Source organism: Brevundimonas sp. Root1423, from assembly GCF_001426805.1.
On record NZ_LMFL01000017.1, the window covers coordinates 1 to 25,298 of the forward strand.

28 protein-coding genes and 2 pseudogenes are annotated in these 25,298 nt (G+C 70.3%); 14 read left to right on the plus strand and 16 right to left on the minus strand.

Annotated elements, in window-relative coordinates; genetic code table 11:
* Window positions 1-414 (plus strand): aminotransferase class I/II-fold pyridoxal phosphate-dependent enzyme (locus ASD25_RS11670; protein WP_369816582.1); only part of this gene is annotated, 414 nt, incomplete at both ends.
* Between the two features lie 158 nt (window positions 415-572).
* On the opposite strand, the gene ASD25_RS11675 is transcribed toward ASD25_RS11670, so the two are convergent.
* Together ASD25_RS11675 and ASD25_RS11680 are read right to left on the minus strand one after the other, a co-directional pair.
* Window positions 573-1,073: a nuclear transport factor 2 family protein gene (locus ASD25_RS11675; RefSeq protein ID WP_055832339.1), complete on the minus strand. Its 501-nt coding sequence runs from the start codon at window positions 1,071-1,073 to the stop codon at window positions 573-575.
* Between the two features lie 47 nt (window positions 1,074-1,120).
* Window positions 1,121-1,594, minus strand: a complete 474-nt coding sequence (locus ASD25_RS11680; protein WP_055832341.1) for a DUF411 domain-containing protein — start codon at window positions 1,592-1,594, stop codon at window positions 1,121-1,123.
* Between the two features lie 276 nt (window positions 1,595-1,870).
* On the opposite strand from ASD25_RS11680, the gene ASD25_RS11685 reads away from it, so the two are divergent.
* Window positions 1,871-3,682, plus strand: a complete 1,812-nt coding sequence (locus ASD25_RS11685) for a copper resistance system multicopper oxidase (RefSeq protein ID WP_055832343.1) — start codon at window positions 1,871-1,873, stop codon at window positions 3,680-3,682.
* Window positions 3,679-4,890 (plus strand): copper resistance protein B, encoded by a 1,212-nt coding sequence (locus tag ASD25_RS11690; protein WP_055832345.1) that lies wholly within the window; start codon window positions 3,679-3,681, stop codon window positions 4,888-4,890. Before ASD25_RS11685 ends, ASD25_RS11690 begins: the two co-directional genes overlap by 4 nt.
* 73 nt (window positions 4,891-4,963) lie before the next feature.
* Here the strand turns inward: ASD25_RS11690 and ASD25_RS31000 are convergent, their stop codons facing one another.
* Window positions 4,964-5,188 carry a hypothetical protein gene (locus ASD25_RS31000; RefSeq protein ID WP_055832347.1) on the minus strand — a complete coding sequence of 75 codons (225 nt, stop codon included), beginning with the start codon at window positions 5,186-5,188 and terminating at the stop codon, window positions 4,964-4,966.
* Between the two features lie 178 nt (window positions 5,189-5,366).
* Here ASD25_RS31000 and ASD25_RS31005 point away from each other — a divergent pair, with 178 nt between their 5' ends.
* From ASD25_RS31005 to ASD25_RS11720, 5 genes are read left to right on the plus strand one after another with little or no spacing between them, the layout of a single operon-like run.
* Window positions 5,367-5,615: a MoaD/ThiS family protein gene (locus ASD25_RS31005; RefSeq protein WP_055832351.1), complete on the plus strand. Its 249-nt coding sequence runs from the start codon at window positions 5,367-5,369 to the stop codon at window positions 5,613-5,615.
* A 1-nt stretch (window position 5,616) separates the two neighbouring features.
* Window positions 5,617-6,075 (plus strand): molybdenum cofactor biosynthesis protein MoaE, encoded by a 459-nt coding sequence (locus tag ASD25_RS11705; RefSeq protein ID WP_055832353.1) that lies wholly within the window; start codon window positions 5,617-5,619, stop codon window positions 6,073-6,075.
* Complete coding sequence (gene moaB / locus ASD25_RS11710) at window positions 6,075-6,611, plus strand: molybdenum cofactor biosynthesis protein B (protein ID WP_055832355.1); 537 nt, start codon at window positions 6,075-6,077, stop codon at window positions 6,609-6,611. The genes ASD25_RS11705 and moaB overlap by 1 nt, the downstream gene beginning before the upstream one ends.
* Window positions 6,608-7,093, plus strand: coding sequence for a cyclic pyranopterin monophosphate synthase MoaC (moaC, locus tag ASD25_RS11715; protein WP_055832357.1), 486 nt, complete (start codon window positions 6,608-6,610; stop codon window positions 7,091-7,093). Before moaB ends, moaC begins: the two co-directional genes overlap by 4 nt.
* Window positions 7,090-8,277 (plus strand): molybdopterin molybdotransferase MoeA, encoded by a 1,188-nt coding sequence (locus ASD25_RS11720; RefSeq protein ID WP_055832359.1) that lies wholly within the window; start codon window positions 7,090-7,092, stop codon window positions 8,275-8,277. Before moaC ends, ASD25_RS11720 begins: the two co-directional genes overlap by 4 nt.
* Before the next feature lie 125 nt (window positions 8,278-8,402).
* Here ASD25_RS11720 and ASD25_RS33160 read toward each other — a convergent pair.
* From ASD25_RS33160 to ASD25_RS11740, 4 genes and pseudogenes are all read right to left on the minus strand, one after another.
* Window positions 8,403-8,867 (minus strand): annotated as a pseudogene (locus ASD25_RS33160) (molybdenum cofactor guanylyltransferase); the annotation flags it as partial.
* Window positions 8,864-9,604, minus strand: a complete 741-nt coding sequence (locus ASD25_RS11730) for a sulfite exporter TauE/SafE family protein (RefSeq protein ID WP_082560203.1) — start codon at window positions 9,602-9,604, stop codon at window positions 8,864-8,866. The pseudogene ASD25_RS33160 and the gene ASD25_RS11730, both read right to left, overlap by 4 nt.
* A 14-nt stretch (window positions 9,605-9,618) precedes the next feature.
* Window positions 9,619-10,623 (minus strand): GTP 3',8-cyclase MoaA, encoded by a 1,005-nt coding sequence (gene moaA, locus ASD25_RS11735; protein ID WP_235561826.1) that lies wholly within the window; start codon window positions 10,621-10,623, stop codon window positions 9,619-9,621.
* Between the two features lie 162 nt (window positions 10,624-10,785).
* Window positions 10,786-11,067, minus strand: a complete 282-nt coding sequence (locus ASD25_RS11740; protein WP_055832364.1) for a DUF2249 domain-containing protein — start codon at window positions 11,065-11,067, stop codon at window positions 10,786-10,788.
* Window positions 11,068-11,165: 98 nt separating this feature from the next.
* On the opposite strand from ASD25_RS11740, the gene ASD25_RS11745 reads away from it, so the two are divergent.
* Entirely contained in the window at window positions 11,166-11,573 is a 408-nt protein-coding gene (locus tag ASD25_RS11745) for a hypothetical protein (protein WP_055832367.1), read from the plus strand.
* 10 nt (window positions 11,574-11,583) lie between these two features.
* On the opposite strand, the gene guaA is transcribed toward ASD25_RS11745, so the two are convergent.
* From guaA to guaB, 5 genes are read right to left on the minus strand one after another with little or no spacing between them, the layout of a single operon-like run.
* Window positions 11,584-13,146 carry a glutamine-hydrolyzing GMP synthase gene (gene guaA, locus ASD25_RS11750; RefSeq protein WP_055832369.1) on the minus strand — a complete coding sequence of 521 codons (1,563 nt, stop codon included), beginning with the start codon at window positions 13,144-13,146 and terminating at the stop codon, window positions 11,584-11,586.
* Window positions 13,143-13,790 carry a 5'-methylthioadenosine/S-adenosylhomocysteine nucleosidase gene (locus ASD25_RS11755; RefSeq protein WP_082560204.1) on the minus strand — a complete coding sequence of 216 codons (648 nt, stop codon included), beginning with the start codon at window positions 13,788-13,790 and terminating at the stop codon, window positions 13,143-13,145. The genes guaA and ASD25_RS11755 overlap by 4 nt, the downstream gene beginning before the upstream one ends.
* Complete coding sequence (locus ASD25_RS11760; protein ID WP_055832371.1) at window positions 13,787-15,193, minus strand: RsmB/NOP family class I SAM-dependent RNA methyltransferase; 1,407 nt, start codon at window positions 15,191-15,193, stop codon at window positions 13,787-13,789. The genes ASD25_RS11755 and ASD25_RS11760 overlap by 4 nt, the downstream gene beginning before the upstream one ends.
* 9 nt (window positions 15,194-15,202) lie before the next feature.
* Window positions 15,203-15,604, minus strand: a complete 402-nt coding sequence (locus tag ASD25_RS11765) for an MAPEG family protein (RefSeq protein WP_327019547.1) — start codon at window positions 15,602-15,604, stop codon at window positions 15,203-15,205.
* Between the two features lie 17 nt (window positions 15,605-15,621).
* The gene (gene guaB, locus ASD25_RS11770; protein WP_055832373.1) at window positions 15,622-17,082 is read right to left on the minus strand and encodes an IMP dehydrogenase; all 1,461 of its coding nucleotides are present in this window, start codon (window positions 17,080-17,082) and stop codon (window positions 15,622-15,624) included.
* A 328-nt stretch (window positions 17,083-17,410) separates the two neighbouring features.
* On the opposite strand from guaB, the gene ASD25_RS29365 reads away from it, so the two are divergent.
* Entirely contained in the window at window positions 17,411-17,959 is a 549-nt protein-coding gene (locus ASD25_RS29365) for a DUF2061 domain-containing protein (protein ID WP_082560205.1), read from the plus strand.
* Here the strand turns inward: ASD25_RS29365 and ASD25_RS11780 are convergent.
* Together ASD25_RS11780 and ASD25_RS11785 are read right to left on the minus strand one after the other, a co-directional pair.
* Window positions 17,956-18,948 (minus strand): hypothetical protein, encoded by a 993-nt coding sequence (locus ASD25_RS11780; protein WP_156389289.1) that lies wholly within the window; start codon window positions 18,946-18,948, stop codon window positions 17,956-17,958. The genes ASD25_RS29365 and ASD25_RS11780 overlap by 4 nt on opposite strands.
* Window positions 18,949-18,995: 47 nt before the next feature.
* Window positions 18,996-19,706, minus strand: a complete 711-nt coding sequence (locus ASD25_RS11785) for an RlmE family RNA methyltransferase (RefSeq protein ID WP_055832378.1) — start codon at window positions 19,704-19,706, stop codon at window positions 18,996-18,998.
* Between the two features lie 67 nt (window positions 19,707-19,773).
* On the opposite strand from ASD25_RS11785, the gene ASD25_RS11790 reads away from it, so the two are divergent.
* Entirely contained in the window at window positions 19,774-20,238 is a 465-nt protein-coding gene (locus tag ASD25_RS11790; protein WP_055832380.1) for a peptidylprolyl isomerase, read from the plus strand.
* Between the two features lie 199 nt (window positions 20,239-20,437).
* Here ASD25_RS11790 and rnd read toward each other — a convergent pair.
* Window positions 20,438-21,588: pseudogene (gene rnd, locus ASD25_RS11795) on the minus strand (ribonuclease D).
* 80 nt (window positions 21,589-21,668) lie between these two features.
* Between rnd and purM the strand changes: the two are divergent.
* On the plus strand, window positions 21,669-22,718 hold the full coding sequence (gene purM, locus ASD25_RS11800) for a phosphoribosylformylglycinamidine cyclo-ligase (protein WP_055832384.1): 1,050 nt from the start codon (window positions 21,669-21,671) through the stop codon (window positions 22,716-22,718).
* Here purM and ASD25_RS11805 read toward each other — a convergent pair.
* The gene (locus ASD25_RS11805) at window positions 22,715-23,185 is read right to left on the minus strand and encodes a hypothetical protein (RefSeq protein WP_055832385.1); all 471 of its coding nucleotides are present in this window, start codon (window positions 23,183-23,185) and stop codon (window positions 22,715-22,717) included. The two genes, purM and ASD25_RS11805, sit on opposite strands and share 4 nt — an antisense overlap.
* A gap of 134 nt (window positions 23,186-23,319) precedes the next feature.
* Between ASD25_RS11805 and ASD25_RS11810 the strand changes: the two genes are divergently transcribed.
* Window positions 23,320-24,705, plus strand: coding sequence for a M20/M25/M40 family metallo-hydrolase (locus ASD25_RS11810; protein WP_055832531.1), 1,386 nt, complete (start codon window positions 23,320-23,322; stop codon window positions 24,703-24,705).
* Window positions 24,705-25,298 carry a phosphoribosylglycinamide formyltransferase gene (purN, locus tag ASD25_RS11815; protein WP_055832387.1) on the plus strand — a complete coding sequence of 198 codons (594 nt, stop codon included), beginning with the start codon at window positions 24,705-24,707 and terminating at the stop codon, window positions 25,296-25,298. Before ASD25_RS11810 ends, purN begins: the two co-directional genes overlap by 1 nt.

Below are 25,298 nucleotides of genomic sequence, written 5' to 3' on the forward strand. Positions count from 1 at the left end.
CGCCGTGCGCAGCTGGGCCTCGGGCTTCATCTTCACCACCAGCCTGCCGCCGGCCCTGACGGCGGGCGCCCTGGCCTCGGTGCGCTGGCTAAAGGCCCATCCCGAGGTGCGCGAGGCCCACCAGGAACGCGCCGCCGCCCTCAAGGCCCGCTTCCGCGCCGCCGGCATTCCGGTGATGGAGTCGGTCAGCCACATCGTCCCCGTGTTCGTGGGCGATCCGGTCCACGCCAAGATGATCTCGGACATGCTGCTGGAAGAGCACGGCGTCTACGTCCAGCCGATCAACTATCCGACCGTGCCCAAGGGCACCGAGCGGCTGCGCTTCACCCCCTCGCCCAACCACTCCGACGCCATGATGGACGACCTCGTCAAGGCGATGGACCGCCTCTGGACCCACTGCAACGTGGCGCGTCTNTTCACCCCCTCGCCCAACCACTCCGACGCCATGATGGACGACCTCGTCAAGGCGATGGACCGCCTCTGGACCCACTGCAACGTGGCGCGTCTGCCTGCGGTGGCGTGAGGACGTCCTGCGTCGGACAGCGGCCGACGCCATCGGCCATGTGGCGCCGTCAGCTCGCCGGGCCCGGCGCCCGCGACGACCAGTGAATGTGGTGGAGGCGCCAGCCGTCGTTGTGCCGCTTCAGCACCATGGTTTCGGTCGTGAGCCGGTTCACGGCGCGGCCGTTGAACTGACCCATGGTGCGGCCTTCGCTGGTGATCCAGGCGACGTCGCCCTCGGCCCAGCCCGATCTGCGCGTCACCGTCGCCTCCGAGGCTGCGGCGAAGGCGGCGTCCGAGCCCAAGTGGTGGGACGCATATTCGTCCCGCGATCGCTCCGCGCCGCCTTCCTCGAAGATCATCACCTCCGGCGCCATCAGGGCCAGCGCCGCGGCCGTGTCGCCGGCCTTGAGGGCCGCGTGGAAGGCGTCGACGACCATGGCCGCCTCCGCGGCTTCCGCGGCGACGGACCCGGCGGCGTGGTCGTGGCCGTGGGCGGGATCCTGGGCGAAGGCGGGCGGTGCGGCCAGAACGGCGATCGCCAGCGCCATGGCAAGAGAGGTGCGGGACATTGGAGGCTCCGGATTATCGTTGGCGCGAGCAGATCGAACCGTCTGCTTCAGGCCGGTTGGTTGTGGCGAGCGAACACGCGGGAGGCGCCCGATCGGAGCACCAGAAGCGTGGCGTAGGGTTCCTTGCGCCCTTCGGGCGTCTCCATGCCGGGAGAGCCGAGCGGCATGGCGGGTACGGCGAGACCGACCGCGGTCGGTCTTTCTGCCAGCAGACGTATAACGTCTTCAGCCGGCACATGCCCCTCTATCAGATAGCCGTCTATCAGCCCGGTGTGACAGGAGGCGAGCGCGTCGGGCATTCCTCGGCTGCGTCGGACCGACTCGAGACTCTCCAGGACCGTGATGGCGGTGGTGAACCCCGCCGCGCGCATGTGCGAGATCCATCCGTCGCAACAGGCGCAGGACGGCGTCTTGAAGACCGTCAGATTTCTCGAGCGGGCGGTCTGGGCGCAGGCGGTTCCCGCCATGCTCATGATCAGGCCGACGCCGAGCAGCAGACGGCGGTTCGGGGTCGATTGCATCAATCTGCGCTCCATGGCGCCGAGTGGACCGGTCCGATGGCCACACGTCAACCACTCAGCCCGGATAATCCCGTCCCGTCCCGGCGTATCGCAGGCAGACGGGTGCGACGGACGGGGCGTGAGCCCCTTGCACAACGATGGATGACACGCGCCCTTTCTTGTACGGGGGGCCAAGGGCCGCGATCTCGATGGCTGTGGCGACCTGTCGCAAGGACTACGCCGCCGGGATGCGTATCTGAACAAGGGGCTGGACAGCCGGCCAAGGGACCCTCGCCTATGACCATGTCACGCCTCGATCGCCGAATGCTTCTCCGGGGCGCCGCCGCCGGAGGCGGTCTGCTGGGATTGCAGGGTCTGCTGCCCGCCTGGGCGCAGACCGGATCGGCCGGTTTGCGAGCGGACATGCCGACGCTGACGGGACCGAACGTTGATCTGACAGTCGGCCACTCGCCCTTCACCGTGGGGGGCCGAACGGGTCACGCGGTGACGATCAACGGGGTTCTGCCGGCCCCGTTGCTGCGCCTGCGCGAGGGCCAGAATGTTCGGCTGTCGGTGACCAACCATCTGGACGAGGAGACCTCCATCCACTGGCATGGATTGCTCGTGCCGTTCCAGATGGACGGCGTGCCGGGCGTCAGCTTCCCCGGCATCGGGGCGCACCAGACCTTCGTCTATGAGTTTCCGATCAAACAGGCGGGCACCTTCTGGTACCACAGCCACTCCAACCTCCAGGAGGCGATGGGCCACTACGGTCCGATCGTCATCGACCCGGCGGGCGCGGACCCGATCGGCTACGACCGCGAGCATGTGCTGGTCCTGTCGGACTGGAGTTTCATGCATCCGCACGAGATCCTGACGAAGCTCAAGAAGAGCCCGGGCTATTTCAACCGGCAGCGCACCACCCTCGCGGGCCTCATGGACGGCGGCGACCGCATGAGTCTGGAGGAGCGGCGCATGTGGGGCGCCATGCGCATGGACCCGCGTGACATCCTCGACGTCAACGGCTCGACCTACACCTATCTGATCAACGGCCACGGACCGCAGGAAAACTGGACGGGTCTGTTCCGACCCGGCGAACGGGTGCGGCTGCGCATCATCAACGCCTCGGCCATGTCGATCTTCAACGTCCGCATTCCCGGCCTGCCGATGACGGTGGTCCAGGCCGACGGCGAGAACGTGCGTCCGGTCGAGACCGACGAGTTCCAGATTTCGGTCGCCGAGACCTATGACGTCATCGTCCGGCCGACCGAGGACCGCGCCTACACCATCGTCTCCGAGGCGATCGACCGTTCGGGCATGGGGCGGGCCACCCTGGCCCCGCGCCCGGGCATGACCGCCGAAGTCCCGCCGCTGCGGGAGGTCCCCAACCTGAGCATGCGCGACATGGGCATGGGTGGAATGGACCACGGCTCAACGGGCGGCATGTCCGGGATGGATCACGGCGCAATGCCCGGCAGGGACCACGGAGCCCCGGCCGAGGGCGCGGCTCCGGCGGGCGAAATGGCGGGGATGTCCATGGCCGGCATGAACATGCGCGATCCGGAGAACGCTCCGCCGGACATGGCGGTGGGCGTCGGCGTCGACATGATCTCCATGGATCCGCAGAACCGTCTGGGCGAGCGGCCCACCGGCCTGACGGACGTCGATCACCGGGTGCTCGTCTACACCGACCTGGTGTCGCTACAGCCCAACAAGGACCAGCGCCCCCCCTCGCGGACCATGGAAATCCACCTGACCGGCAATATGGAACGGTTCATGTGGGGCTTTGACGGCCGAAAGTTCAGCGAATTGGTCGAGCCGATCCGCTTCGAGCGCAACGAGCGCGTGCGGGTGACCCTGGTCAACGACACCATGATGGCCCACCCGATCCACCTGCACGGCCACTTCTTCGAACTGGTGACCGGCGGACCGGCCGGCCATCAGCCGCTCAAGCACACCGTCAACGTCGCCCCGGGGTCGAAGGTGACCTTCGACCTGACCGCCGACGCGCCCGGCGACTGGGCCTTCCACTGCCATCTGCTGATGCACATGCACGCCGGCATGTTCAATGTCGTGACGGTGCGGCCCATCGACGGAGCCGCGTCATGAACCGCCTCGCCGTCGCCCTCGCGCCGCTGATCCTCGCCGCCGGCGCCCTCAGCGCCCAGGCCCAGGCACAGGCACAGGACCCGCACGCGGGCCACACCATGCCTCCGCCGGCGAGGACTCAGCCGGCCACGCCGGTTCCCGACCCCCACGACGGCCACCGCATGCCGGCCCCGGCCGCCGCCCCGGACCCGCACGCCGGGCACGTCAGGCCGCCTGCCTCGCCTCCCGCAGCCGATCCTCACGCCGGCCATCAGATGCCGGCTCGGCCCGCGCCCGTCGATCCGCACGCGGGTCATGACATGGCGACCCCGGCGCCCGCCCAACCTGATCCACACGCCGGCCATGACATGTCCGCCATGGCTCCTGCGCAGGTCGATCCCCACGCGGGCCATGACATGTCGACCATGAGCATGGGACCGCCGGACGTGCCGACCAGCGCCGACAATCCCGGCCGTCCTGCCGAAGACCCGATTCCGGCCGCCGCTCTGAGCGGTCCGACCCATGCCGCGGACCTCATCTTCGGGGCCGAGGCGATGGCCGCGTCACGCCGGATCCTGCTGCGCGAAAACGGCGACGTCCGCACCACGGCCGTCGTGATCGACCGGATCGAAGCCGGCTTCGGCGACGACGGCGAGACCTGGCTCTGGGACGCCCAGGGCTGGAGCGGAGGCGATATCCATCGCTTCTGGTGGAAGTCCGAGGGCGAGGGCGACCTCGGCGGCGATGTGGAGAAAGCCGAGCTCCAGGCTCTCTACAGCCGCGCTGTTGCGCCCTTCTGGGACGTGCAGGCCGGCCTGCGTCAGGACGTCAGGCCCGACGGCGAGGATACGACCCATCTGGTCCTCGGCTTCCAGGGCCTCGCGCCCCACTGGTGGGAAGTCGACGCCGCCGCCTTCCTGTCGACCGAGGGCGACCTGACCGCCCGCGTCGAGGCCGAATACGACCAGCGCATCACCCAGCGGCTGATCCTCCAGCCGCGCCTCGAAATCGACGCTTCGGCCAGCGACATCCCGGAGCTGGAGATCGGCCGGGGCCTGTCGTCCGTCGAGGCCGGCCTGAGACTGCGCTACGAGTTCCGCAAGGAGTTCGCGCCCTATGCCGGAGTCGAGTGGAGCCGCGCGCTCGGCGACACGGCCGACTATATCGAAGCGCGGGGCGGCGAGGCTGAAGACACCCGTTTCGTCATCGGCCTCAGGGCCTTTTTCTAGGCCCGGCGACCTCCCCGGGGGCCGCGCCCTCCCCGCACCTCGCCGGAAGGACGCCGGCTCCCGGCCGGGGCCATCAGGCCGCGACGGTCAGCACCGCCGCCATGCCCGGGTGGAAGCGGCAGACGTAGGGAATTCGCCCCGCCGTCCGCAGCACGGTCCGGCCGCTGGCTCCCGGGGCCAGATCGATGTTGAAAGCACGATTGCGCGCCGTGGCCGTGTGCCGGAACAGGTCGCGGTTGACCCAGACGAAGGGGTCTCCGGTACGGCAGGCAGGTCGGTTCTCCGGCGGCTTCGGCATCGGCGACGCTCGGGTTGATTGCCGGCGCCGCGGGTTCCCTCTCTGTGTCTGCCTCACCCCCCTTGATGCATCCGGGTCCACCTGGGGTCCCTGCAGCAGATATGGCGGCGTCCGGCGTCGCGTCCGGCCGGCCGGCCGGACGTTGACTCGCACTGCCGCCAACCCGACAACCAACCGCATGGAGATCCGGATTCTGTTTCTGGGCGAACTCGGCGCCCGTTTCGGTCGCGAGCATGTGCTGGAGTCCACGGAAGTCCTGACCGTCCAGGAGGTCCGTCGACGGCTCGGCGACCAGGTGGAGGGCTCCGCCGCCGTCCTGACGCGACCGGACGTTCGCCTGGCGGTCGATCAGACCGTGGTCCCAGACACCGCGCTGGTCCGTCCCGACCAGGAAGTCGCGGTCCTGCCGATCTACTCCGGCGGCTGACATGGCGATAACCGCGCTCCTGTCCCGTGATCCGCCCCGCGCAGAGGCCGAGCTTCAAGCCTTCCTCAACGGCCGCACCGGGGACGGAGCCGTGGTCGCCTTTGTCGGCCTGGCCCGCGACAGCGCCGGCGGCGGGCCCGTCACCGGCCTCCATCTGGACCACTACGCCGGCTTCACCGAACGGTCGCTGGAGACCATCGCCGCAGACGCCGGGGGGCGCTTCCCCGTTAGCGACATCCGCGTGATCCATCGTTGTGGCGACGTGGCGCCCGGCGAGGTGATCGTCTTCGTGGCGGTCGCCGCGCCACACCGCCGGGCGGCCTTCGAAGCTGCGGACTACCTCATGGATCGCTTGAAGACCGAGGCGGCGTTCTGGAAGCGGGAGGACGGCCCCGACGGCTCGCGCTGGATCGAGCCGACCGACCAGGACCGCGAAGACCTCAGGAGATGGAGCGACTGATGCCCGGGATCGACGAGAGCTTCGACTTCCACCCGCTGAACATCGCCGTGCTGACGGTCTCGGACACCCGGACGATGGAGACGGACACGTCCGGCGGTCTGCTCCTGGAGCGACTGAACGCCGCCGGGCACCGGCTGGCCGCCCGCGCCCTGGTCCGTGACGACGTGGAGGCGATCCGGGCTCAGGTCCAGGCCTGGGTCGATGAGCCGGACGTGGACGTGATCATCACCACGGGCGGCACCGGGTTCGCCCCCCGCGACGTCACCCCGGAGGCGGTTAGGCCGCTGTTCCAGCGCGAGATGGACGGCTTCGCCGTGGTCTTCCATCAGGCCAGCCTGGGCACGGTCGGGCTGTCCACCCTCCAGTCGCGCGCCTTCGCCGGCCAGGCCGGGGACAGCTTCGTCTTCTGCCTGCCGGGATCGACCGGGGCCTGCCGCGACGCCTGGGATCTGGTGCTGGGCCTGGAGCTGGACAGCCGTTATCGCCCCTGCTCGCTGGCGGGGCAGATTCCCCGCCTGCGAGAGGTCTGCGCATGAACGACCTGAGCCATCTCGACGCCGCCGGCCGCGCCCGCATGGTCGATGTGTCGGACAAACCCTTCAGCGACCGGACGGCGGTCGCCGAGGGAACCCTGACCTGCGCGGGCTCGACCGTCGAACGGGCCCTCGCCGGCGACACCCCCAAGGGGGCCGTGGTGTCCACGGCCGAACTCGCCGGGGTCATGGGCGCCAAGCGTACCGCGGACCTGATCCCGCTCTGCCACCCCCTGCCCCTCACCCACGTCGCGGTGACGGTGACGCCCGAGCCCGCCCTGCCCGGCTTCCACATTCGAGCCGAGGTGCGCACCCACGGCCCGACGGGCGTGGAGATGGAGGCCCTGACGGCCGTCGCTGTCGCCGGCCTGACGCTGTTCGACATGCTGAAGGCGATCGACCGCACCATGGTCATCGGCGCGGTTCGGGTGACGGCCAAGAGCGGCGGCCGCGGCGGCGATTGGGGCGAAGGCGCCGGGGAATGATCGGTTTCGACGAGGCGGCGGCGTTGATCGAGGCGGCGGCGACGCCGCTCGGTCGCGAGACCGTCGCCATGGCCGAGGCCTGTGGCCGGGTGCTGGCCGCGCCGGTCGTCGCCGGTCTCGACTCGCCGGCCTCGGACACCTCGGCCATGGACGGCTATGCGGTGCGCGCGGCCGAGGTCGCCGAACTGCCCGTGCGGTTGCGGGTCATCGGCGAATCCTTCGCCGGGCGCGGCTTTGACGGGCGGATGGGACCCGGCGAGTGCGTGCGCATCTTTACCGGCGCGCCCATGCCTGCGGGCGCGGACCGGGTAATCATCCAGGAGATCGTGCGCCGCGACGGCGACGAGGCCCTGTTCAGCCCCGCCCTGGGCGGGGGCCGTCATGTGCGGGCCATGGGCTCGGACTTCCGCGCCGGTGACACGCTGCTGCAGCCCGGACGCCGGCTCGACGCCCGGGCCATGGTCGCCGCCGCCGCCGCCGACCGGGCGACGGTCGAAGTCTGGCGCCGCCCCCGGGTGGTCGTGCTGGGCACCGGCGACGAACTCGCGGAGCCGGGATCGGCGGCCGGGACCCCGGGCTCGATTCCGGAGAGCGTCTCGTTCGGCGTCGCCGCCCTGATCGCGCAGTACGGCGGCGAAGTGATCGGGCGCCGGCGCCTGAAGGACGATCCCGCGAGCCTTGAGGCGGCCGCCGCCGCCGCGCTGGATGAGGCTGATCTGGTGGTCGTCACCGGCGGCGCCTCGGTGGGCGAGAAGGACTACGCCCGGGCGATGTTCGGGCCTGCAGGCCTGGCGCTGATCATCGACAAGGTGGCGATCAAGCCGGGCAAGCCGGTGTGGCTGGGCCGGGCCCGGGACCGGCTGGTGCTGGGGCTGCCCGGAAATCCGACCTCCGCCATGGTCACCGGGCGACTGTTCCTGGCCCCGCTGGTCGCCGGCCTCTCGGGCGCGAAGGCCGGCTCGGCGCTGGACTGGCGCCCCGCGCGGCTGGGCGGGGCCCTGGGCGCGTGCGGCGATCGCGAGACCTTCCATCGGGCGGCGTGGCGCGACGGCCGGGTCCATCCTCTCACCGACCAGGACTCCAGCGCCCAGAAGGCGCTGGCGGCGGCGGACCTGTTGATCCGCAGACGTCCGGGCGAGCCGGACGCAGCGGCGGGCGACGAGGTCGAGACTCTCGACTTCTGATCAACCCAGCCGGGCTTCGGCTTCCGCCAGTCCGCGGCTGTGTTGACGTTGAAGAAGGGGTCGACGGGCCCGATCGGCCAGTCGACGGCGGTGAACCCGACGGCTTGGGCGAAACCCCTCAGTGAACGCTGTCCCGAGGCGGCGTAGGCCGGGAGCTGCTCGAGCGCGGTGACCCGCCACAGCCCGCAGACCGGATGCAGCCGACCCCCGCTGGCGGCGATGGCGGCGGCGTGGCCGTCAAGCGCCGCGCCGAGCCTCATGGCCAGATCCAGCGGCGCGAACGGCATGTCGCACGGCAGGGTCAGCACCGCCGCCCGACCCTGCTCACGGCCGTACGCGAGCGCGGCGGCGAGACCGCCGAGCGGACCCTCGATCGGCATGTCGGAAATCACCGCCACCCCCTCCGGGGACCCGACCTGCCCCGGGTCGCGGACGGCGAGCGCCACCCGGTCGGAGAGGACCGCCGCCTGGGCGAGGGCGCGGGCGAGCAGGGTTTCGCCAGCGAGCACGCGCAGCGGCTTGCCCCCGCCGATGCGGCGCCCCTCCCCTCCGGCCAGCACCACGACGGCGATGTCGTCCATGATCGTCATGTGAAGATCAGCTTGGCGCCGGCCAGCAGCAGGACAACCCCGAGCACGACAAGCAGCCCGGGCCGGGGCAGGCGGTGCAGGCCCAGCCAGGTCCCGGCGACGGCGCCCACGGCCACGGCGGCGACGAACACGGGAAGCGCCGGCGGCAGGGTCGGCAGCACGCTGACATTGCCCGCAAGGCCGGCGGCGGAATTGACGACAATGAAGACCGCCGCGACCCCCGCTGTCCGCCGCGGCTCCTCCCATCCGAACAGCAGGATCAGGGGGCTGAGGAAGATGCCGCCGCCGGTGCCGGTCAGGCCCGCCAGCAAGCCGAGCCCCGCCCCGGCGGGCAGGGCGATCAAGGCCTTGGGAGGCCGCACGGTCCGGGCCGCGGTCCACGCGGGCCGCCACAGCATCCGCGCCGCCGCGAACCACAGCACCGCCCCCAGCAGGGGCCGGTATACCTCGGGCGACACCTCGATGCGTCCGCCCAGCCACGCCATGGGCACCGCCGTGATGGCGAAGATGAGGAAGAGGCGCGGGTTGAACTGGCCGGCGCGCAGGTACGACACCGCTGCGTATCCGGCGACCACGAGGTTCAGCGCCAGGGCGGTGGGGCGCATCACCTCCATGGGGACGGCGAAGAGGGCCATCAGGCCGAGGTAGGCGGACGCGCCGCCATGGCCGACCGAAGAATAGAGCGCCGCCGCGCCGCCCATCAGCAGGGCGAGCAGGATCACCGTCGAGAGGTCCACGCGCGCCCTCTTCGTCAGCCGCCGACGTCGGCCATGCGGCGCAGGTCGCCGGACTGCGCCAGCATCAGACTGTGGCCCCGGGCCTTGGTCGGCAGCGCTTCGAGAATCCGGGCCTCCAGCCGGCCCGGCGCGATCTCCTCACCCAGCAGGTCGCGCAGATCCACTCCGCCCTCGCCGAACAGGCACAGCCGCAGCTTGCCGCGCGCCGTGACCCGCAGGCGGTTGCAGCCGTCGCAGAAATGGTCGGCGTAGGGCGCGATCAGACCGAAACGGCCCAGATAGTCGGGGTGGCTGTATTCCACGGCGGGCCCGTCCTCGGGTCGGCGCGGCAGCGGGGTCCAGCCGCGTTCGCTCAGCCAGTGCTGGACCGCGGCGCCGCCCAGGTGCTGGCGTTCGAAGACGTCGACATTGTCGAGGGTCCGCATCAGCTCGATGAAGCGCACGGTCGCCGGCCGATCGCGCAGCCAGACGGCGAACCGCTCAACGGCCGTCTCGAAGGTGTCGCGCAGCAGGACCGCATTCAGCTTCACCCCGAGATCGAGATCGAACGCCCGGTCGATCCCCGAAAGGATATCGGGAAGCCGGTCGTGACCGGTCAACCGGGCGAAGGTGTCGCGATCCAGCGAGTCGACGCTGACGTTCAGGTGCGTCAGGCCGGCGTCGCGCCAGGCGTCGACGCGCTCGGTCAGCCTCCAGCCGTTGGTGGTCATCGCGACCCCGGCGATTCCCGGCGTGTTCGCCACGCTGGCGATGACGGCCGGCAGGTCCGTGCGCACCGAGGGTTCCCCCCCGGTCAGCCGCACCTTGGTCACCCCGAGGGCGGCGAAACCGGCGACAAGGCGGCGAACCTCGGCGACCGAAAGAAACCGCGCCTCCGGACCGCGGGCGTAGCCGTTCGGCAGGCAGTAGACGCAGCGGAAATTGCACACTTCCGTGATCGAAAGGCGAAGGTAGCGAAAGCGCCGGCCGAAACTGTCGGTCAGCGCCTCCCGGTCCCGCTCCGCCTCGTCCAGGCCCACCGTTCACGCCTCGTCACGCCCGGCCCCGCGCGACGCGACCGCCCTCTTGCCGGTCACCCTACCGCCGTCCCGGGCGTCGACACCAAGCATATTGTGCCAGCGCCGAATTTGTTCTCGGACAAAGACGGCGATCACCCTCTTCCTGGTGTTCGCCTGATCGCCCTACTCCAGTCGCAGGATGTCGATCACCACGCCCTGTTCCGAACGATGACGATAGGCGATCTCGAAGGTCTCGCCGTAGCGGTCGGTGATCTGTCGCAGGAGCGGCAGGGGGTCGTGGTCGTTGAGGAAGCGCATCGCCTCTCCCGGAGTCAGCGTCTCCAGGGCGCCGAAGATCGCGGCGTGCCGAAAGCGCCGCGCCACGCCCCTTGCATCGAACGGGTGGACGGCCTCGGGGGCCGGTTGAGCGGGCGCGATGCGATCGTCGGCGTCGGTCGAACTCATGACGAAATCTCCTTTGCCCTTCACCTTCGCGCATCGATCCGGCCGGAACCTTGTCGGGGCGCAAGACGGCGGCCGCTTCCTCGGGCAGGTTGAGATCGATGACCCACGATGCGCATTTCCGGCAGCTCGTCGCCGCCGCCCTCGACCAGCCCGAGCCCCACCGCCTGCTGTTCGTTTTCGCCGCGGCCGAGCTGTCCGGGGACGCCACGCCCGCGGAGCGTGAGCGGTTCCTCGCCGGCCAGGGCGGCGCCCTCGCCCCGGTGATGTGCGTGGACAAGGCTCCGGGGGACCTGTCCGACTTCGCCATGCTGGCGGACGAGTCCCGCCGCGCCGGTCCGCCGTGGAGCCTGATGTTCGCCGCCGGTCTCGCCGGCCGCAACGGACGTCCGCCCGAACAGGCCGAAATCGACCAGGCGTTGCAGATGATGGTCGAGACGGTCCGCGACGGCGGTTTCGGACGGTTCGCCGCCTATGACGCCGAGGGCGCGGCGGTCACTTTCGAATGACGGGAGGGACTCACTCCCACTCGATGGTGCCCGGCGGCTTGGACGTGACGTCATAGACGACGCGGTTCACGCCGCGGACCTCGTTGACGATGCGGGTCGCCGTCTTGCCGAGGACGTCCCACGGAAACTCGAAGAAGTCCGCGGTCATGCCGTCGGTCGAGGTGACGGCGCGCAGGGCCAGCACCTTCTCATAGGTGCGGGCGTCGCCCATGACGCCGACGGTCCTGACCGGCAGCAGGACGGCGAAGGCCTGCCATATCTGGTCGTAAAGCCCGGCCTTGCGGATTTCCTCGAGATAGATGGCGTCGGCCTGCTGCAGGGTCTCGACCGCCTCGGGCGTGATCTCGCCGGGGATGCGGATGGCCAGACCCGGCCCCGGGAAGGGGTGGCGTCCCACGAACGCGTCCGTAAGCCCCAGTTCGCGGCCCAGGGCGCGGACCTCGTCCTTGAACAGTTCGCGCAGCGGCTCGACGAGCTTCAGCTTCATGAAGTCCGGCAGGCCGCCGACATTGTGGTGGCTCTTGATCACGGCGGACGGACCGCCCGAGGCCGAGACGCTCTCGATCACGTCCGGATAGAGCGTGCCCTGGGCGAGGAATTCGGCGCCCTCGACCTTGTGGGCCTCGCGGTCGAAGATCTCGATGAACACCCGGCCAATGATCTTGCGCTTGGTCTCGGGGTCCGAGACGCCGGCCAGTTCGCCGAGGAATTCCTTCGACGCATCAACGTGCACCAGCGGGATATTATAGTGCTCCCGGAACAGGGTCGTAACCTGCTCGGCCTCGTCCTTGCGCAGCAGGCCGGTGTCGACGAAGACGCAGGTCAGCTGGTCGCCGATGGCCTCGTGGATCAGCACGGCGGCGACCGAGGAGTCGACTCCGCCCGACAGGCCGCAGATGACCCTGGCGTCGCCGACCTGTTCGCGGATCTGCGCGATCTTCTCGTCGCGATAGGCGGCCATGGTCCAGTCGCCCTTCAGCCCGGCGATGCCGAACAGGAAGTTGCGATAGATTTCGGTGCCGCGCGGCGTGTGGTGGACCTCGGGGTGGAATTGGACGGCGTAGATCTTCCGCGCCTCGTCCGCGATGGCGGCGAACGGCGCCCCGGCCGAGGTGGCGACGACCTTGAAGCCCTCGGGGATGGCGGCGACGCGGTCGCCGTGGCTCATCCACACCGGCTCGCGGTGGTCGACGGCGCCAATGCCCGCGAACAGCGGCGTCTCGTCGGCGATGACGATCTCGGCGCGGCCGAACTCACGGTGATGGCCGCCCTCGACCTTGCCGCCCAGCACGTCGCACAGCAGCTGCTGGCCGTAGCAGATGGCCAGCATCGGCAGGCCGAGGTCGAACAGCTTGCGGCCGATGCGGGGGCTGTCGGGCTCCAGCACGCTGGCCGGGCCGCCGGACAGGATGATGGCCTGGGGCTTCATCGCGTCGACCACCGCCTCGGCCTTGTCGAACGGATGGATCTCGCAATAGACGTTGGCCTCGCGCAGGCGCCGCGCGATCAGCTGCGTCACCTGGCTGCCGAAGTCGACGATCAGGACCTTCTGGTGATCAGCGGGGGCGGTCATGCGGGCTCCGTGGCGGCAGGCGTGAAATGGTCATGCAACAGGTCGAGCGCCTCGGCCAGCCGCTGGTCGATCTCGGCCAGGGCGTCCGTCCAGTGCTCGAGGCGGGACAGGTCCGAGCGGCCGTCCGAGACGCCGCGCAGGCCGATCACCGGCACGCCGAAGCGGGCGGCGGCGCGGACCACGGCGAACGTCTCCATGTCGACCATGTCGGCGTCAACGGCGTCATAGGCGGCGCCGGAGACGACGCTGGCCCCGGTGGCGAGCCGCGCCCCCGGCAGGCCGGCTGGCCCCTCGGCCAGCGGCAGGACGGCGGGCAGGCGCGGATAAGGCGTCTCCCCCTTGGGGAAGCCCAGCACGCTGGCGTCCATGTCGCGGTAGCTGACCTCGGTCACCCGGTAGACGCGGGCGTGGTCGAGCGTGCGCGACCCGGCCGAGCCGAGCGACACCACCACGTCCGGCAGGCCGGGTCCGGCCCTCAGACTCTCGAGCGCATGGGCCACGCCCACCGCGGCCTCGATCGGGCCGACGCCGGTGATCAGCGGGCGGATGTGGTCGCGCAGGGCCGGGCCGTATTCGGGCGCAGCGGCCATGACGCAGAGGGCGGTCTTCGGACCGAAGCTGGAAAGGATCCAGTCCCGGCTCACGCCCGCCGCTCGTAGAGGGCGACGAAGAAGCCGTCGGTGCCGGTCGAGGCCGGCGAAAGCCGCAGCCGCCCGCCGGTCGCCGCCTCGATCAGCCGCGTGCGCGCGGCGTCGGTCAGCGTCTCGGCGGCCAGCACATCGGCCACCGGCAGCGGGCGGAAGCCGCTGTTCGCGGCCTCGAAGGCGTCGGCCACGGCCTCGTTCTCGCGGCTCAGGATCGAACAGGTGACATAGGCCAGCCGCCCGCCGGGCTTCACCAGCGCCGCGGCCTGGGCGAGGATGCGCAACTGCAGGGCGTGGAGCCGCTCGATCTCGTCGGCCTTGAGCCGCCAGGCGTCCTCGGGCCGGCGACGCCAGGCGCCCGAGCCGCTGCAGGGCGCGTCGACGAACACCAGATCGGCCTTGCCGTTGAATTCCTCGACCCCGCCGCCGTTCTGGCCGATCAGCCGCAGGTCGGCCGCGACGCCGGCCCGGGCGAGGCGCGGGCGGATGTTGTCGAGCCGCTTCTGCACCACGTCGCAGGCGATCAGCCGCATCGGCGCGGCCGCCGGTGTCGCCTTGGCCGCCGCCAGCTCGTCGGCGCCGGTCGGCGACCAGCCGGCCCGGCTTGGGGCGGCGACCCGGGCCGGATCGGCGGCGGGCAGGCCCTGCACCGCCAGCGCCAGCGTCTTGCCGCCGCCGCCCGCGCAATAGTCGACCACGATGCTGTCCGGCGTGAACGACAGGCCGGCCCCGGCCACCCAGGCGGTCAGCTGGCTGCCCTCGTCCTGGATCTCGACGCGGCCGGCGTTGAAGGCGTCCAAGCCCTGGACGTTCGGCGCCGGCTCGGACGGCAGGCGCAGACCGACGGCCGACCACGGCGTCCGCTCCGGCGTCAGGCCCACGGCCTTCAGCTCGGCCCGGGCGGCCTCGACCGTGGTTTTGGCCGTATTGACCCGCAGATCGACCGGCGCCCGAGCCATGAGCCCGGCGGCCTCCTCGCTCCAGCGCTGGCCGAAGGTCGCCTTCAGATCCTCGACCACGAAGGCCGGCAGGTCGGTGGCGGTCTCGGGCAGGTCGCCCTCCCCCGCCGCGATCCGGGCGCGCTCCTGTTTCGACAGCGGCCGCGGGCCGTAACCCTCGCCCGAATGCAGCGCCTCGATCTCTTCCAGAGACAGCTTGTCAAGGAAGGCCAGGGCGCCGACCACCAGCGCCCGTCCGTCCTCGCGGCCGCCCATGGCCGCGACCAGCCGGCCGCGCGCGCGCAGCACCTGATAGACCCGCTCGGCCACGGCGCGGCGATCGCCGGAGCCCGCATAGCGGTTGGCGGCGCCCCAGGCCTTGATCACCACCTCGGCGGGGGCGCGGCCCTGGGCGATGCTGTCCAGGACGGAGGCGGCGGCGGCGAGGCGGGCGGCTGGGGTCAATGCGGGCTTTCAGACGAAAAGGGCGACCAGCACCATGACCAGACCGACGAAGGCGACGAGCCAGGCGAGGGTGCGGACATAGGGCGTGCCGAAGGCGTAGAGCGGCAGATAGATCAGCCGCCCGAACAGATAGAGGTGGGCGCCGACCAGGGTCAGCGTCTGGCCGTCCTTACCGGCGATATGCGCCATGATCACGGCGGCGGCGAAGATCGGCAGGGTTTCGAACAGATTGGCCTGGGCGCGGATCAAACGGCCCGCCAGCCTGCCCGGCGCCGGGACCTCGCCGTCGCGCGGCCCGGCGTTCCACTTCAGCCCCAGCTCGGCCGTGCGCGCCGAGGCTGCCCAGCCGATCTGGACGATCGCCAGCACCAGGGTGAAGGCCAGCGCGATGAATTCCGGCGTCATATCCATGACGTGAGCCTCCCCGCTCATCCCTGACGATAGTTCGGCGCTTCCCGCGTGATCATCACGTCATGGACGTGACTCTCGCGCAGGCCGGCGCCGGTGATGCGCACGAACCGCGCGCGGTCCTGAAGTTCGGCGATATTGGCGGCGCCGACATAGCCCATGGCGGCGCGCAGGCCGCCGACCATCTGGTGCAGCACCGGGGCGATCGGCCCCTTGTAGGGCGTCTGGCCCTCGATGCCCTCGGGCACCAGCTTCTGGGTGTCTTCCACTTCCTTCTGGAAATAGCGGTCGGCCGAGCCGGCGCCCATGGCCCCGACCGAGCCCATGCCGCGGTACGACTTGTAGGACCGGCCCTGGTACAGGAAGACCTCGCCGGGACTTTCGTCCGTGCCGGCGAACATCGAACCCATCATGGCGCAGGACGCCCCGGCGGCGATAGCCTTGGCCAGGTCGCCCGAATATTTGATGCCGCCGTCGGCGATGACCGGCGCGCCGGACTCCTTCGCCGCCCGGACGGCCTCCATGATGGCGGTCAGCTGCGGCACGCCGACGCCCGCGACGATGCGGGTGGTGCAGATGCTGCCCGGACCGATGCCGACCTTCACCGCGTCGGCGCCCGCGTCGATCAGGGCCCGCGCCGCGTCATAGGTGGCGACATTGCCGGCGATGATCTGGATGCGGTTGGATTCGCGCTTGATGCGCTCGACCACGCGGCTGACCTGGATCGAGTGGCCGTGGGCGGTGTCGATAACGACCACGTCCACGCCCGCTTCCGCCAGCGCCATGGCCCGTTCGTAGCCGGCGTCGCCGACGGTCGAGGCGGCCCCGACCAGCAGCCGGCCCTGGTCGTCCTTGGCCGCGTGCGGGTGGGCCTGGGCCTTCTCGATGTCCTTCATCGTGATCAGGCCGGTGGCGCGATAGTCCTCGTCGACGACGATGACGCGCTCGATCTTGCGGTCGCGCAGCAGCGCCCTCGCCTCGTCGCGTCCGGCGCCCTCGCGCACCGTAACCAGGTCGCCCGTGGTCATCAGCTCGATGGCCTTGCGGTTCGGATCGGTGTCGAAGCGCATGTCGCGGTTGGTCAGGATGCCGACCAGCTTGCCGCTGACGGGATCGACCACCGGGAAGCCGGATATCTTCTTCTTGGCCACGATGGCGCGGATCTCGCCCAGCGTGGTCTGCGGCGTGATGGTCACCGGATTGATGACCATGCCGCTTTCGTAGCGCTTCACCTCGCGCACCTGATCAGCCTGTTCCTCGACCGTCATGTTGCGGTGGAGCACGCCCAGACCGCCGGCCTGGGCCATGGCGATCGCCAGCCGGCTTTCGGTGACCGTGTCCATCGCCGACGAGGTCAGCGGGATGTTCAGCCTGATGTCGCGGGTGAGCTTCGTCGAGACGTCCGCATCCGCGGGCATGATCTCTGACGGGCCGGGTTCCAGCAAAACATCGTCGAAGGTGAGCCCTTCGCGTATCTCCATGAGGAGTCTCCGTTTTGCGGGCCGCGTATAGCGGTGACGGGCGGGGAACCGCAAGGGCTGGCCGCTCNACCAGCACGCCGACGGCGACCATGGCGGCCTTCTCGACCATCGGATGGATGCGGGCCAGCACGCATGATCTCTGACGGGCCGGGTTCCAGCAAAACATCGTCGAAGGTGAGCCCTTCGCGTATCTCCATGAGGAGTCTCCGTTTTGCGGGCCGCGTATAGCGGTGAGCGGCAGGGAACCGCAAGGCCTGCCCGCCCTTATCGTCGCGATAAGAACAATTGGCTTGCCGGATGCGGCGCCCACCCCACATCTGGGAAACCCATGGTCCGCACGCTCATCAGCACCGCCCGCCGCCTCGCACTCAAGATCGCGAGCTATGGCGTGATGCACCTGGTGGTCGCCGTCCTGGTGGCCTTCGCCATCACGCGCGACTGGCGGCTGGCGCTGGCCGTCGGGGTKGTSGAGCCCTTCTTCCAGACCATCGCCTATTCGATCCACGACCGCGTCTGGCACCGGATCGAGCGGCGGCGGATGCTCTCGGGCCTTGAGGAGGCGTCGGAGGCCTTCACCGCCCGCCTGCAGATCATGGCCCCCGAGGAGCAGACCCGCGCCCACGGCCACCACGGCCACAGCCACGCCCTGCCCCGCTCGCTCAAGCAGATCGCGCTGAAGTCGGTCACCTACGGGGTGATGCATTTCGTCGTGGCGGTGACGGTGGCCTTCGCCCTGACCCGCGACTGGCGGGTGTCGCTCGCCATCGGCATCATCGAGCCGCTGGTGCAGACCGTGTTCTTCACGGTCCACGACCGCGTCTGGACGCGGATCGAGGCGCGGAAGGCCAGGCGGGCGGCGGAGATGGCGGCCGTCTAGGGGCTGAAATACCCGGTGTTGGAACAGCCCGGACGCACCGCTCCGGCCGTGCCGCGATCATCAACGCACAGCGCCGAAGTCAGACCCAGTCCGGCCGCGGCTCCTCCATCCGCCGTCCAGACGATCCTGTCGGCCAGAACCCCGATCAGGGCGGCGCCGTTCATTCGCGCGAGGTTATTGTTGGCCTCGGCGCCCAGATTGATGACCAGCACGGAATAGGCCGGGTCTTCTTCGTCGTCATATCTGCGAACCCCGGGATGAGCCGACAGGAAGGCGTTCAACCCGCCCGGAAGCGAATCGCCCGGCCGTAAAGTGGCGAACAGGGCCGCGCCCTCAAGGCGATTGGCCTCCCGTTCAGCGTTCAGGCCCCGCAGCCGCCAGGCGAACGGCAGCAGGGACAGACCCTGAAGCAAGCCGGCGTCATCGCGGGCGGCCGGGGCGGGAAACTGGACGATGAGAGCGGGCTCGCACAGGTGGGCCAGAATTGCGCCGTCCGGAGCTTTCAGATCGACGCGCCGGTCCAGGAAGGCGTCGCCGTCCGACAGAGGCAGCCGACCGGGCGCCGCCGACAGCCACGGGTCCCGGTTCTCCTGCATGACCCGCCTGAGGCGGTCGCGACCGGTTTCGTCCGGCCGCGCCGGCGCGGCCTCGATCACCGGCGGGTTGAGGACTGAGACGACGACGCCGTCGCGCGCCACGACATAGACGGCGGCGACACGGCGATAGCGCGCCGCGCTACGGCTGCTGGCGAACAGCGGGACGCGGCTGTTCCCCAGTTCGGTCAGCAGCTCAGGCGGCACGAGGCTGACGTCGCATCTCAGCGGATGAGGCGCGGGCGGGGTCAGTTCGTCGGCCGGATAGATATCCAGCCGGCTTCCGCCCCGCATGATCGTGATTGCGGGTGCGGGGTCACGGGTCGCGCCCAGCCGGGACGCCACCTGCGCCACGGGCCGACCGATCAGCTCGGCGACCGGCGCGGCGGCCGCCACGCCCGGGCTCTGGACGGCCGATAACCCGAGCAGGAGCGCCGCCAGACTCATCGCCGGTTCATCGCCACCAGGAAGACCTCGGCGCTGTCCTTCCGGCTCGACTCGGGCTTGACGTATTTGACCGTCTCGAACTCCGCCCGCAGCCGGGCCAGCACCCCGCCGGCGTCGCCGCCCTGGAAATTCTTCGACACGAAATGCCCGCCGGGCTTCAGCGTGCGGATGGCGAAGTCGGCGGCGATCTCGATCAGGGCGATGATCTTCAGGTGGTCGGTCTGGCGATGGCCGACGGTGTTGTGGGCCATGTCGGACAGGACCAGATCGGGCGGCCCGCCCAGCAGATCGATCATCTGCTGATCGACGCCCGGATGGGTGAAGTCGGCCTGGATCATGATGGCGCCGGGCACCGGCTCGACCGGCAGCAGGTCGACGCCGACCACCGCGACCGCGCCGCGCTTGACCGCCACCTGGGCCCAGCCGCCCGGCGCGGCGCCCAGGTCGATGACCCGGCTGCCGTGTTTGATCAGGTGGAAGCGGTCGTCGATCTCCAGCAGCTTGAAGGCCGCGCGGCTGCGCCAGCCCTCGGCGCGGGCGCGCTCGGACCATTTGTCGGACAGCTGACGCTTGATCCACTGCTGGCTGGACATCGACTTGGTGTCCGCCGTCTTCATCTTGGTGCCCATGCCGCGCCCGGCGGCGGTCCCGCCCGAGGGCGGACGCACCATCCGTCTGCGTTCTGCGGGCTTTTCTTCGTCAGTCATCGCATCCACATAGCCCCCGACGGGTTTGCGGGCTATGCACCCGCGATAATTCACAAGGAGCGCGCCGATGGCCGACGAAACCCTCACCTTCACCCTCGACACCGGCGACGGCGTCGACCGCGACGTGGTCATCAAGCTGCGCCCCGACCTGGCCCCCGGCCACGTGGCCCGCATCACCGAACTGGCAAAGGAAGGCTTCTACGACGGCGTCGTCTTCCACCGCGTCATCGCCGGCTTCATGGCCCAGGGCGGCGATCCGACCGGCACCGGCACCTCGGGCTCGAAGAAGCCGAACCTGAAGGCCGAATTCTCGAAACAGCGCCACGCCCGTGGTGTCTGCTCGATGGCCCGCACCTCGGACCCCAACAGCGCCAACAGCCAGTTCTTCATCTGCCTCGACGACGCCTCCTTCCTCGACGGCCAGTACACCGTCTGGGGCGAGGTCATCGAAGGCATGGAGCACGTCGACGCCCTGCCCAAGGGCGAACCGCCGCGTTCGCCGGGCAAGATCGTCAAGGCGACGGTGGGCTGAACAAAAGGGCCGCTCCGGATAGGGGCGGCCCTTTTTGCATTATCACCCGTCCGTCACCCTCGGGCTTGACCCGAGGGCCAGACCGTCCGGTGCTCCGTAGAGGGTGGGAGGGATACGGCCGGCGTGCGATCCCGAACGCACAGCCTGCCTCAACCTCTGATCCTCGGGTCAAGCCCGAGGATGACGGTTGGGGGTGTCGCTACTCGATCTCCACCACCTCGACCCGCGCCCCGTTCAGCACCAGCGCGATCTCGCCGCGCTTGAGCTTCAGCGCGTCCTCGCCGAACAGCTGGCGCCGCCAGCCCTTGAGGGCGTCGACGTCGGCCTCGTCGTCGAGGGCGATCTTCTCGAGGTCGGCGACATTGGCCAGCAGCTTGGTCGCCACSCCGGCGTTGTCGCTCTTGGCCTTCAGCAGCACCTTCAGCAGTTCGACCACCGACGGCGGGGCCGGCTGGTTGTGGGCCGGGCGCTCCAGCTTGGGCGCATGGGCCTCCGGATCGGCCAGCACGCGCTTCAGTTCGGCCGACAGCTCCACGCCCAGACGCGAGGCGCCGAAACCCTTGGGCACGGACCGCAGGCGGTTGAACGCGTCGGGATCGGTCGGGCCCTGGGCCGCGATCTCGTCGATGGCCTCGTCCTTCAGGATGCGCCCGCGGGGCTGGTCGCGCTCCTGCGCCGTGCGCTCGCGCCAGACGGCGGTGGCGACGAAGGCCGACAGGTATTTGGCCGAGAATTTCTTGGGCTTCAGRCGCTTCCACGCCTTTTCCGGRTCGGTGTCGTAGACAGGGCCGGATCGGTCAGATCCTCCATCTCGGCCATGACCCAKTCCAGACGACCTTCCTTCTGCAGCCGGTCGCGCAGCTTGGGATACAGGGCCGCGAGGTGGGTCACGTCGCCGAGGGCATAGATCAGCTGGGCGTCCGACAGCGGGCGGCGGGCCCAGTCGGTGAAGCGGCTGCCCTTGTCGACTTCCTGACGCAGCATCTGGCGCACCAGCGCCTCGTACGACACCTGGTCGCCGAAGCCTGCGGCCATGGCGGCCACCTGGGTGTCGAACATCGGCTTGGGCATGGCGCCRAGCTTGACGAAGATTTCCGTRTCCTGACGCGCGGCGTGGAAGACCTTGATGATCTTCGGATCGCGCAGCAGGTCCAGGAACGGCTCCAGGTCCAGCCCGTCGGCCATCGGGTCGATGATGGCGGCGTCCGTGGCCGACGCCGCCTGGATCAGGCACAGGCGCGGCCAATAGGTCGTCTCCCGCATGAACTCGGTGTCGACGGTGATGAAGGGCTGGTCGGCCAGGAGCTTGCAGAAATCGCGAAGCGCCTCGGTGGTGGTGATCGGCGTCATTCGGATGCTATAGCCCCGCGCGACAGGGTTGTGGCAAGAGCCGCCGCAGAAAACCTCCCACTGATTCAGGCCCGTGACCGATGAGCGACACCTCCGATTCCCGGAACGACGGCCTCAGGAACGGTCTGACCTACGCCGACGCGGGCGTGGACATCGACGCCGGCGAGATGCTGGTGGACGCCATCAAGCCGCTGGCGAAGTCGACACGCCGTCCGGGCGCCGAGGCGTCGCTGGGGGGATTCGGGGCCCTGTTCGACCTCAAGGCGGCCGGGTTCGAGGATCCGCTGATCGTCGCCACCACCGATGGCGTCGGCACCAAGCTGAAGATCGCCATCGAGACGGGCCGCCATGACGGCGTCGGCATCGACCTGGTCGCCATGTGCGTCAACGACCTGCTGGCCCAGGGCGCCGAGCCGCTGCTGTTCCTCGACTACTACGCCACCGGCAAGCTCGAGATCGACGCCGCCCGGCGCGTCGTCGCCGGAATCGCGGAGGGCTGCCGCCAGGCCGGCTGCGCCCTCGTCGGCGGCGAAACGGCCGAGATGCCCGGCATGTACCAGGGCGGCGACTACGACCTGGCCGGCTTCTCGCTCGGCGCGGTCGAGCGCGGCCACGCCCTGCCGTATCTGGACCGGCAGGCGGCCGGCGACGTCATCATCGGCCTCGCCTCCTCGGGCCCGCACTCGAACGGCTATTCCCTGATCCGAAAGGTGGTCGAGAAGTCCGGCCTGGCCTGGGGCGACGACGCTCCGTTCGCCCGGGACCGCACCCTGGCCCAGGCCCTGATGGAGCCGACCCGCATCTATGTGAAGCCGGTGCTGCCGCTGATGAAGGCCGGCCTGATCAAGGGCGCGGCCCACATCACCGGCGGCGGCCTGATCGAGAACCCGCCGCGCTGCATCGCCGAGGGTCTGCAGGCCAGCTTCGACTGGGACGCCTGGCCGATGCCGCACGTGTTCCAGTGGCTGGGCGAGGCCGGCGGGATTTCGGATCATGAGCTGCACCGCACCTTCAACTGCGGCGTCGGCTTCATCCTCGTGGTCGCCCCCGAGAACGTCGAGCCGGTGCTGGCGGGGCTGCTCACCGCCGGCGAAGTCGCCTTCGTCTGCGGCCAGCTGGAAGCCGCCTAGGTCCCCCCGGCGTCGAGGCTGCTGAAGGTCACCCGCACGACGGCCGCCGCGCCGGGGTTCTGCCGCAGCGACACGGTCACCCCGCCCCTGGTCCAGATCGGCCGCTCGGCCGGCAGGCCCGCCTCGGCGGTGAAGCCCTGTTCGCGCATGACCGGCGTGACCGACGCCCGCGCGCCGTCCAGGCCGCCGCGTCGCGCCTGAATGACGCAGACCCGGTTCAGATTGCCGTCCTGGCGGCTGCCTTCGGTCGTCAGCCGCAGCAGATGGGCCTCGTCGCCGCTGCGGAAGGTGCGCGTGTCGTCATCCGGCGCGGGGGTCTCGACGAAGCCGAGGAACTCCAGCCCCGCCGTGTCGCTGGTCTCGCCGGTGACATAGGGCAGGCAGACGTCGACCAGAACGCTGCGGGTCAGGTCGGTCGGCGGAGCGGGCGCGGCGACAAGGGCGGCGGCGAGGACGAGGGCAAGCATGGATCGAGACTCCGGAGCGGTCCGTCCACTGTTTCCGAGGCCATGACCAAGCGCAAGCGTCGCGGCCGCGGCCGTTGACCGGGGCCGGCGCGACCGGCAAGGTCCGCGCCTTCCCCGTTTTCGTGAGGTCGCCGATGCGTGCGCTGTCTATCGCCCTGGCCGGGCTGATGCTCGTCTCCGCATCCGGCGCCTCGGCGCAGACCGCGGCCGGGCAGGAGCAGGCCCTGCTGCATCAGCTGGCCGGCGAAATCCGGCCCGAACGGATGCGCGCCGACATCGAGGCCTTGGTCGGATTCGGCACCCGCCACACCATGTCGGAGACCCGGTCCGATACGCGCGGCATCGGCGCGGCGCGGCGCTGGGCGCAGGGGCAGTTCGAGGCGATCAGCCGCGACTGCGGCGGCTGCCTGACCGTGGTCACGCCCTCCGACACCGTCACCGGCCCCCGCGTGCCCACCCCGACCGAGGTGGTGAACATCGTCGCCATCCAGCGCGGCGCCGGCGACCCCAACCGGGTCATCATCATCTCGGGCCACATCGACTCGCGCGTCACCGACGTGATGAATTTCACCGCCGACGCCCCCGGAGCCAATGACGACGCCTCGGGCGTGGCCGCCGTTCTGGAGGCGGCGCGGGTGCTGTCGAAGCACCGCTTCGACGCGACCCTGGTGTTCGCCGCCCTGTCCGGTGAGGAACAGGGCCTGCTGGGCGGCAAGATCCTGGCCGACTACGCCCAGGCCCAGGGCTGGCGCGTAGAGGCCAATCTGAACAACGACATCGTCGGCAATTCCGAGGGCCAGTCGGGCGTGCGCGACACCACCCGCGTCCGGGTCTTCTCGGAAGGGACGAAGACTGTTGAAACCGAGGCCCAGGAGGAGCGCCGGCGCTACAACGGCGGCGAGGTCGATTCCTCCTCGCGCAACCTGGCGCGGTTCGTGGACGGCATGGCCGACCGCTACCTCGCCAATTTCGACGTCGATCTCATCTACCGGACGGACCGCTACGGCCGCGGCGGCGACCAGGTCGAGATGCTGCGCCACGGCTTCCCGGCGGTGCGCATTTCCGAGGGCGCAGAAAACTACGACCGCCAGCACCAGGATCTGCGGGTCGAGGACGGCGTCCACTACGGCGACACCCTCGACGGCGTGGACTTCGCCTATCTGGGCCAGGTCGCGCGGCTGAACATCGTCGCCATGGCCGCCCTGGCCAACGCCCCGGCCAGCCCGCTGGGCGTGACCATCGAGGGCGCGGTCAAGCCGGACACCACGATCAAGTGGCAGGCCGTGCCCGGCGCGGCCGGCTACCGCGTCTGGTGGCGCTCGACCACCGCGCCGCAGTGGACCCACAGCCGCTGGGCCGGATCGGCGACCGAGCTGGTCCTGCGCAACATCGTCATCGACGACTGGTTCTTCGGCGTCTCGGCCGTGTCCGAGGACGGCTACGAAAGCCCTGTCGTCTTCCCCGGCCCCGCAGGTTCGTTCGTCTCGGTCGGCGACCCCGCCCCCCGCCCGGCCAACTGATGCCCGCCGGCAGTCCCGGCCGCGTACGCGTGGCCGTCCTGATCTCGGGCGCCGGCTCGAACATGGCGGCCCTGATCGACGCCGGCCGCGAGGCCGCCGCGCCCTTCGAGGTGGTCCTGGTCCTGTCCAACCGGGCGGACGCGGGCGGCCTTGCGGTCGCCTCGGCCAAGGGCGTGGCGGTCGCCGTGGTCGACCACGCCCCCTTCGGCAAGGACCGCGCGGCGCACGAACAGGCGATCCAGACCGCGCTGGAGACCCACGCCGTCGAGGTCGTGGCCCTGGCTGGCTACATGCGCCTGCTGACGCCCTGGCTGGTCGGACGCTGGACCGGACGGATGCTCAACATCCACCCCAGCCTGCTGCCGAAATACCCGGGACTGGACACCCATGCCCGCGCCATCGCCGCGGGCGACGCCGAGGCCGGCTGCTCGGTGCATCTGGTCACCGAGGGCGTGGACGAAGGCCCGGTCCTGGCCCGGGCAGCGGTTCCTGTGCTGGCCGACGACACGTCGGCCTCGCTGGCGCAGCGGGTCCTGGCGGCCGAACACGCCCTCTATCCGCGGGCGCTGGGCGATTTCTGCCGGCGCGGTTGA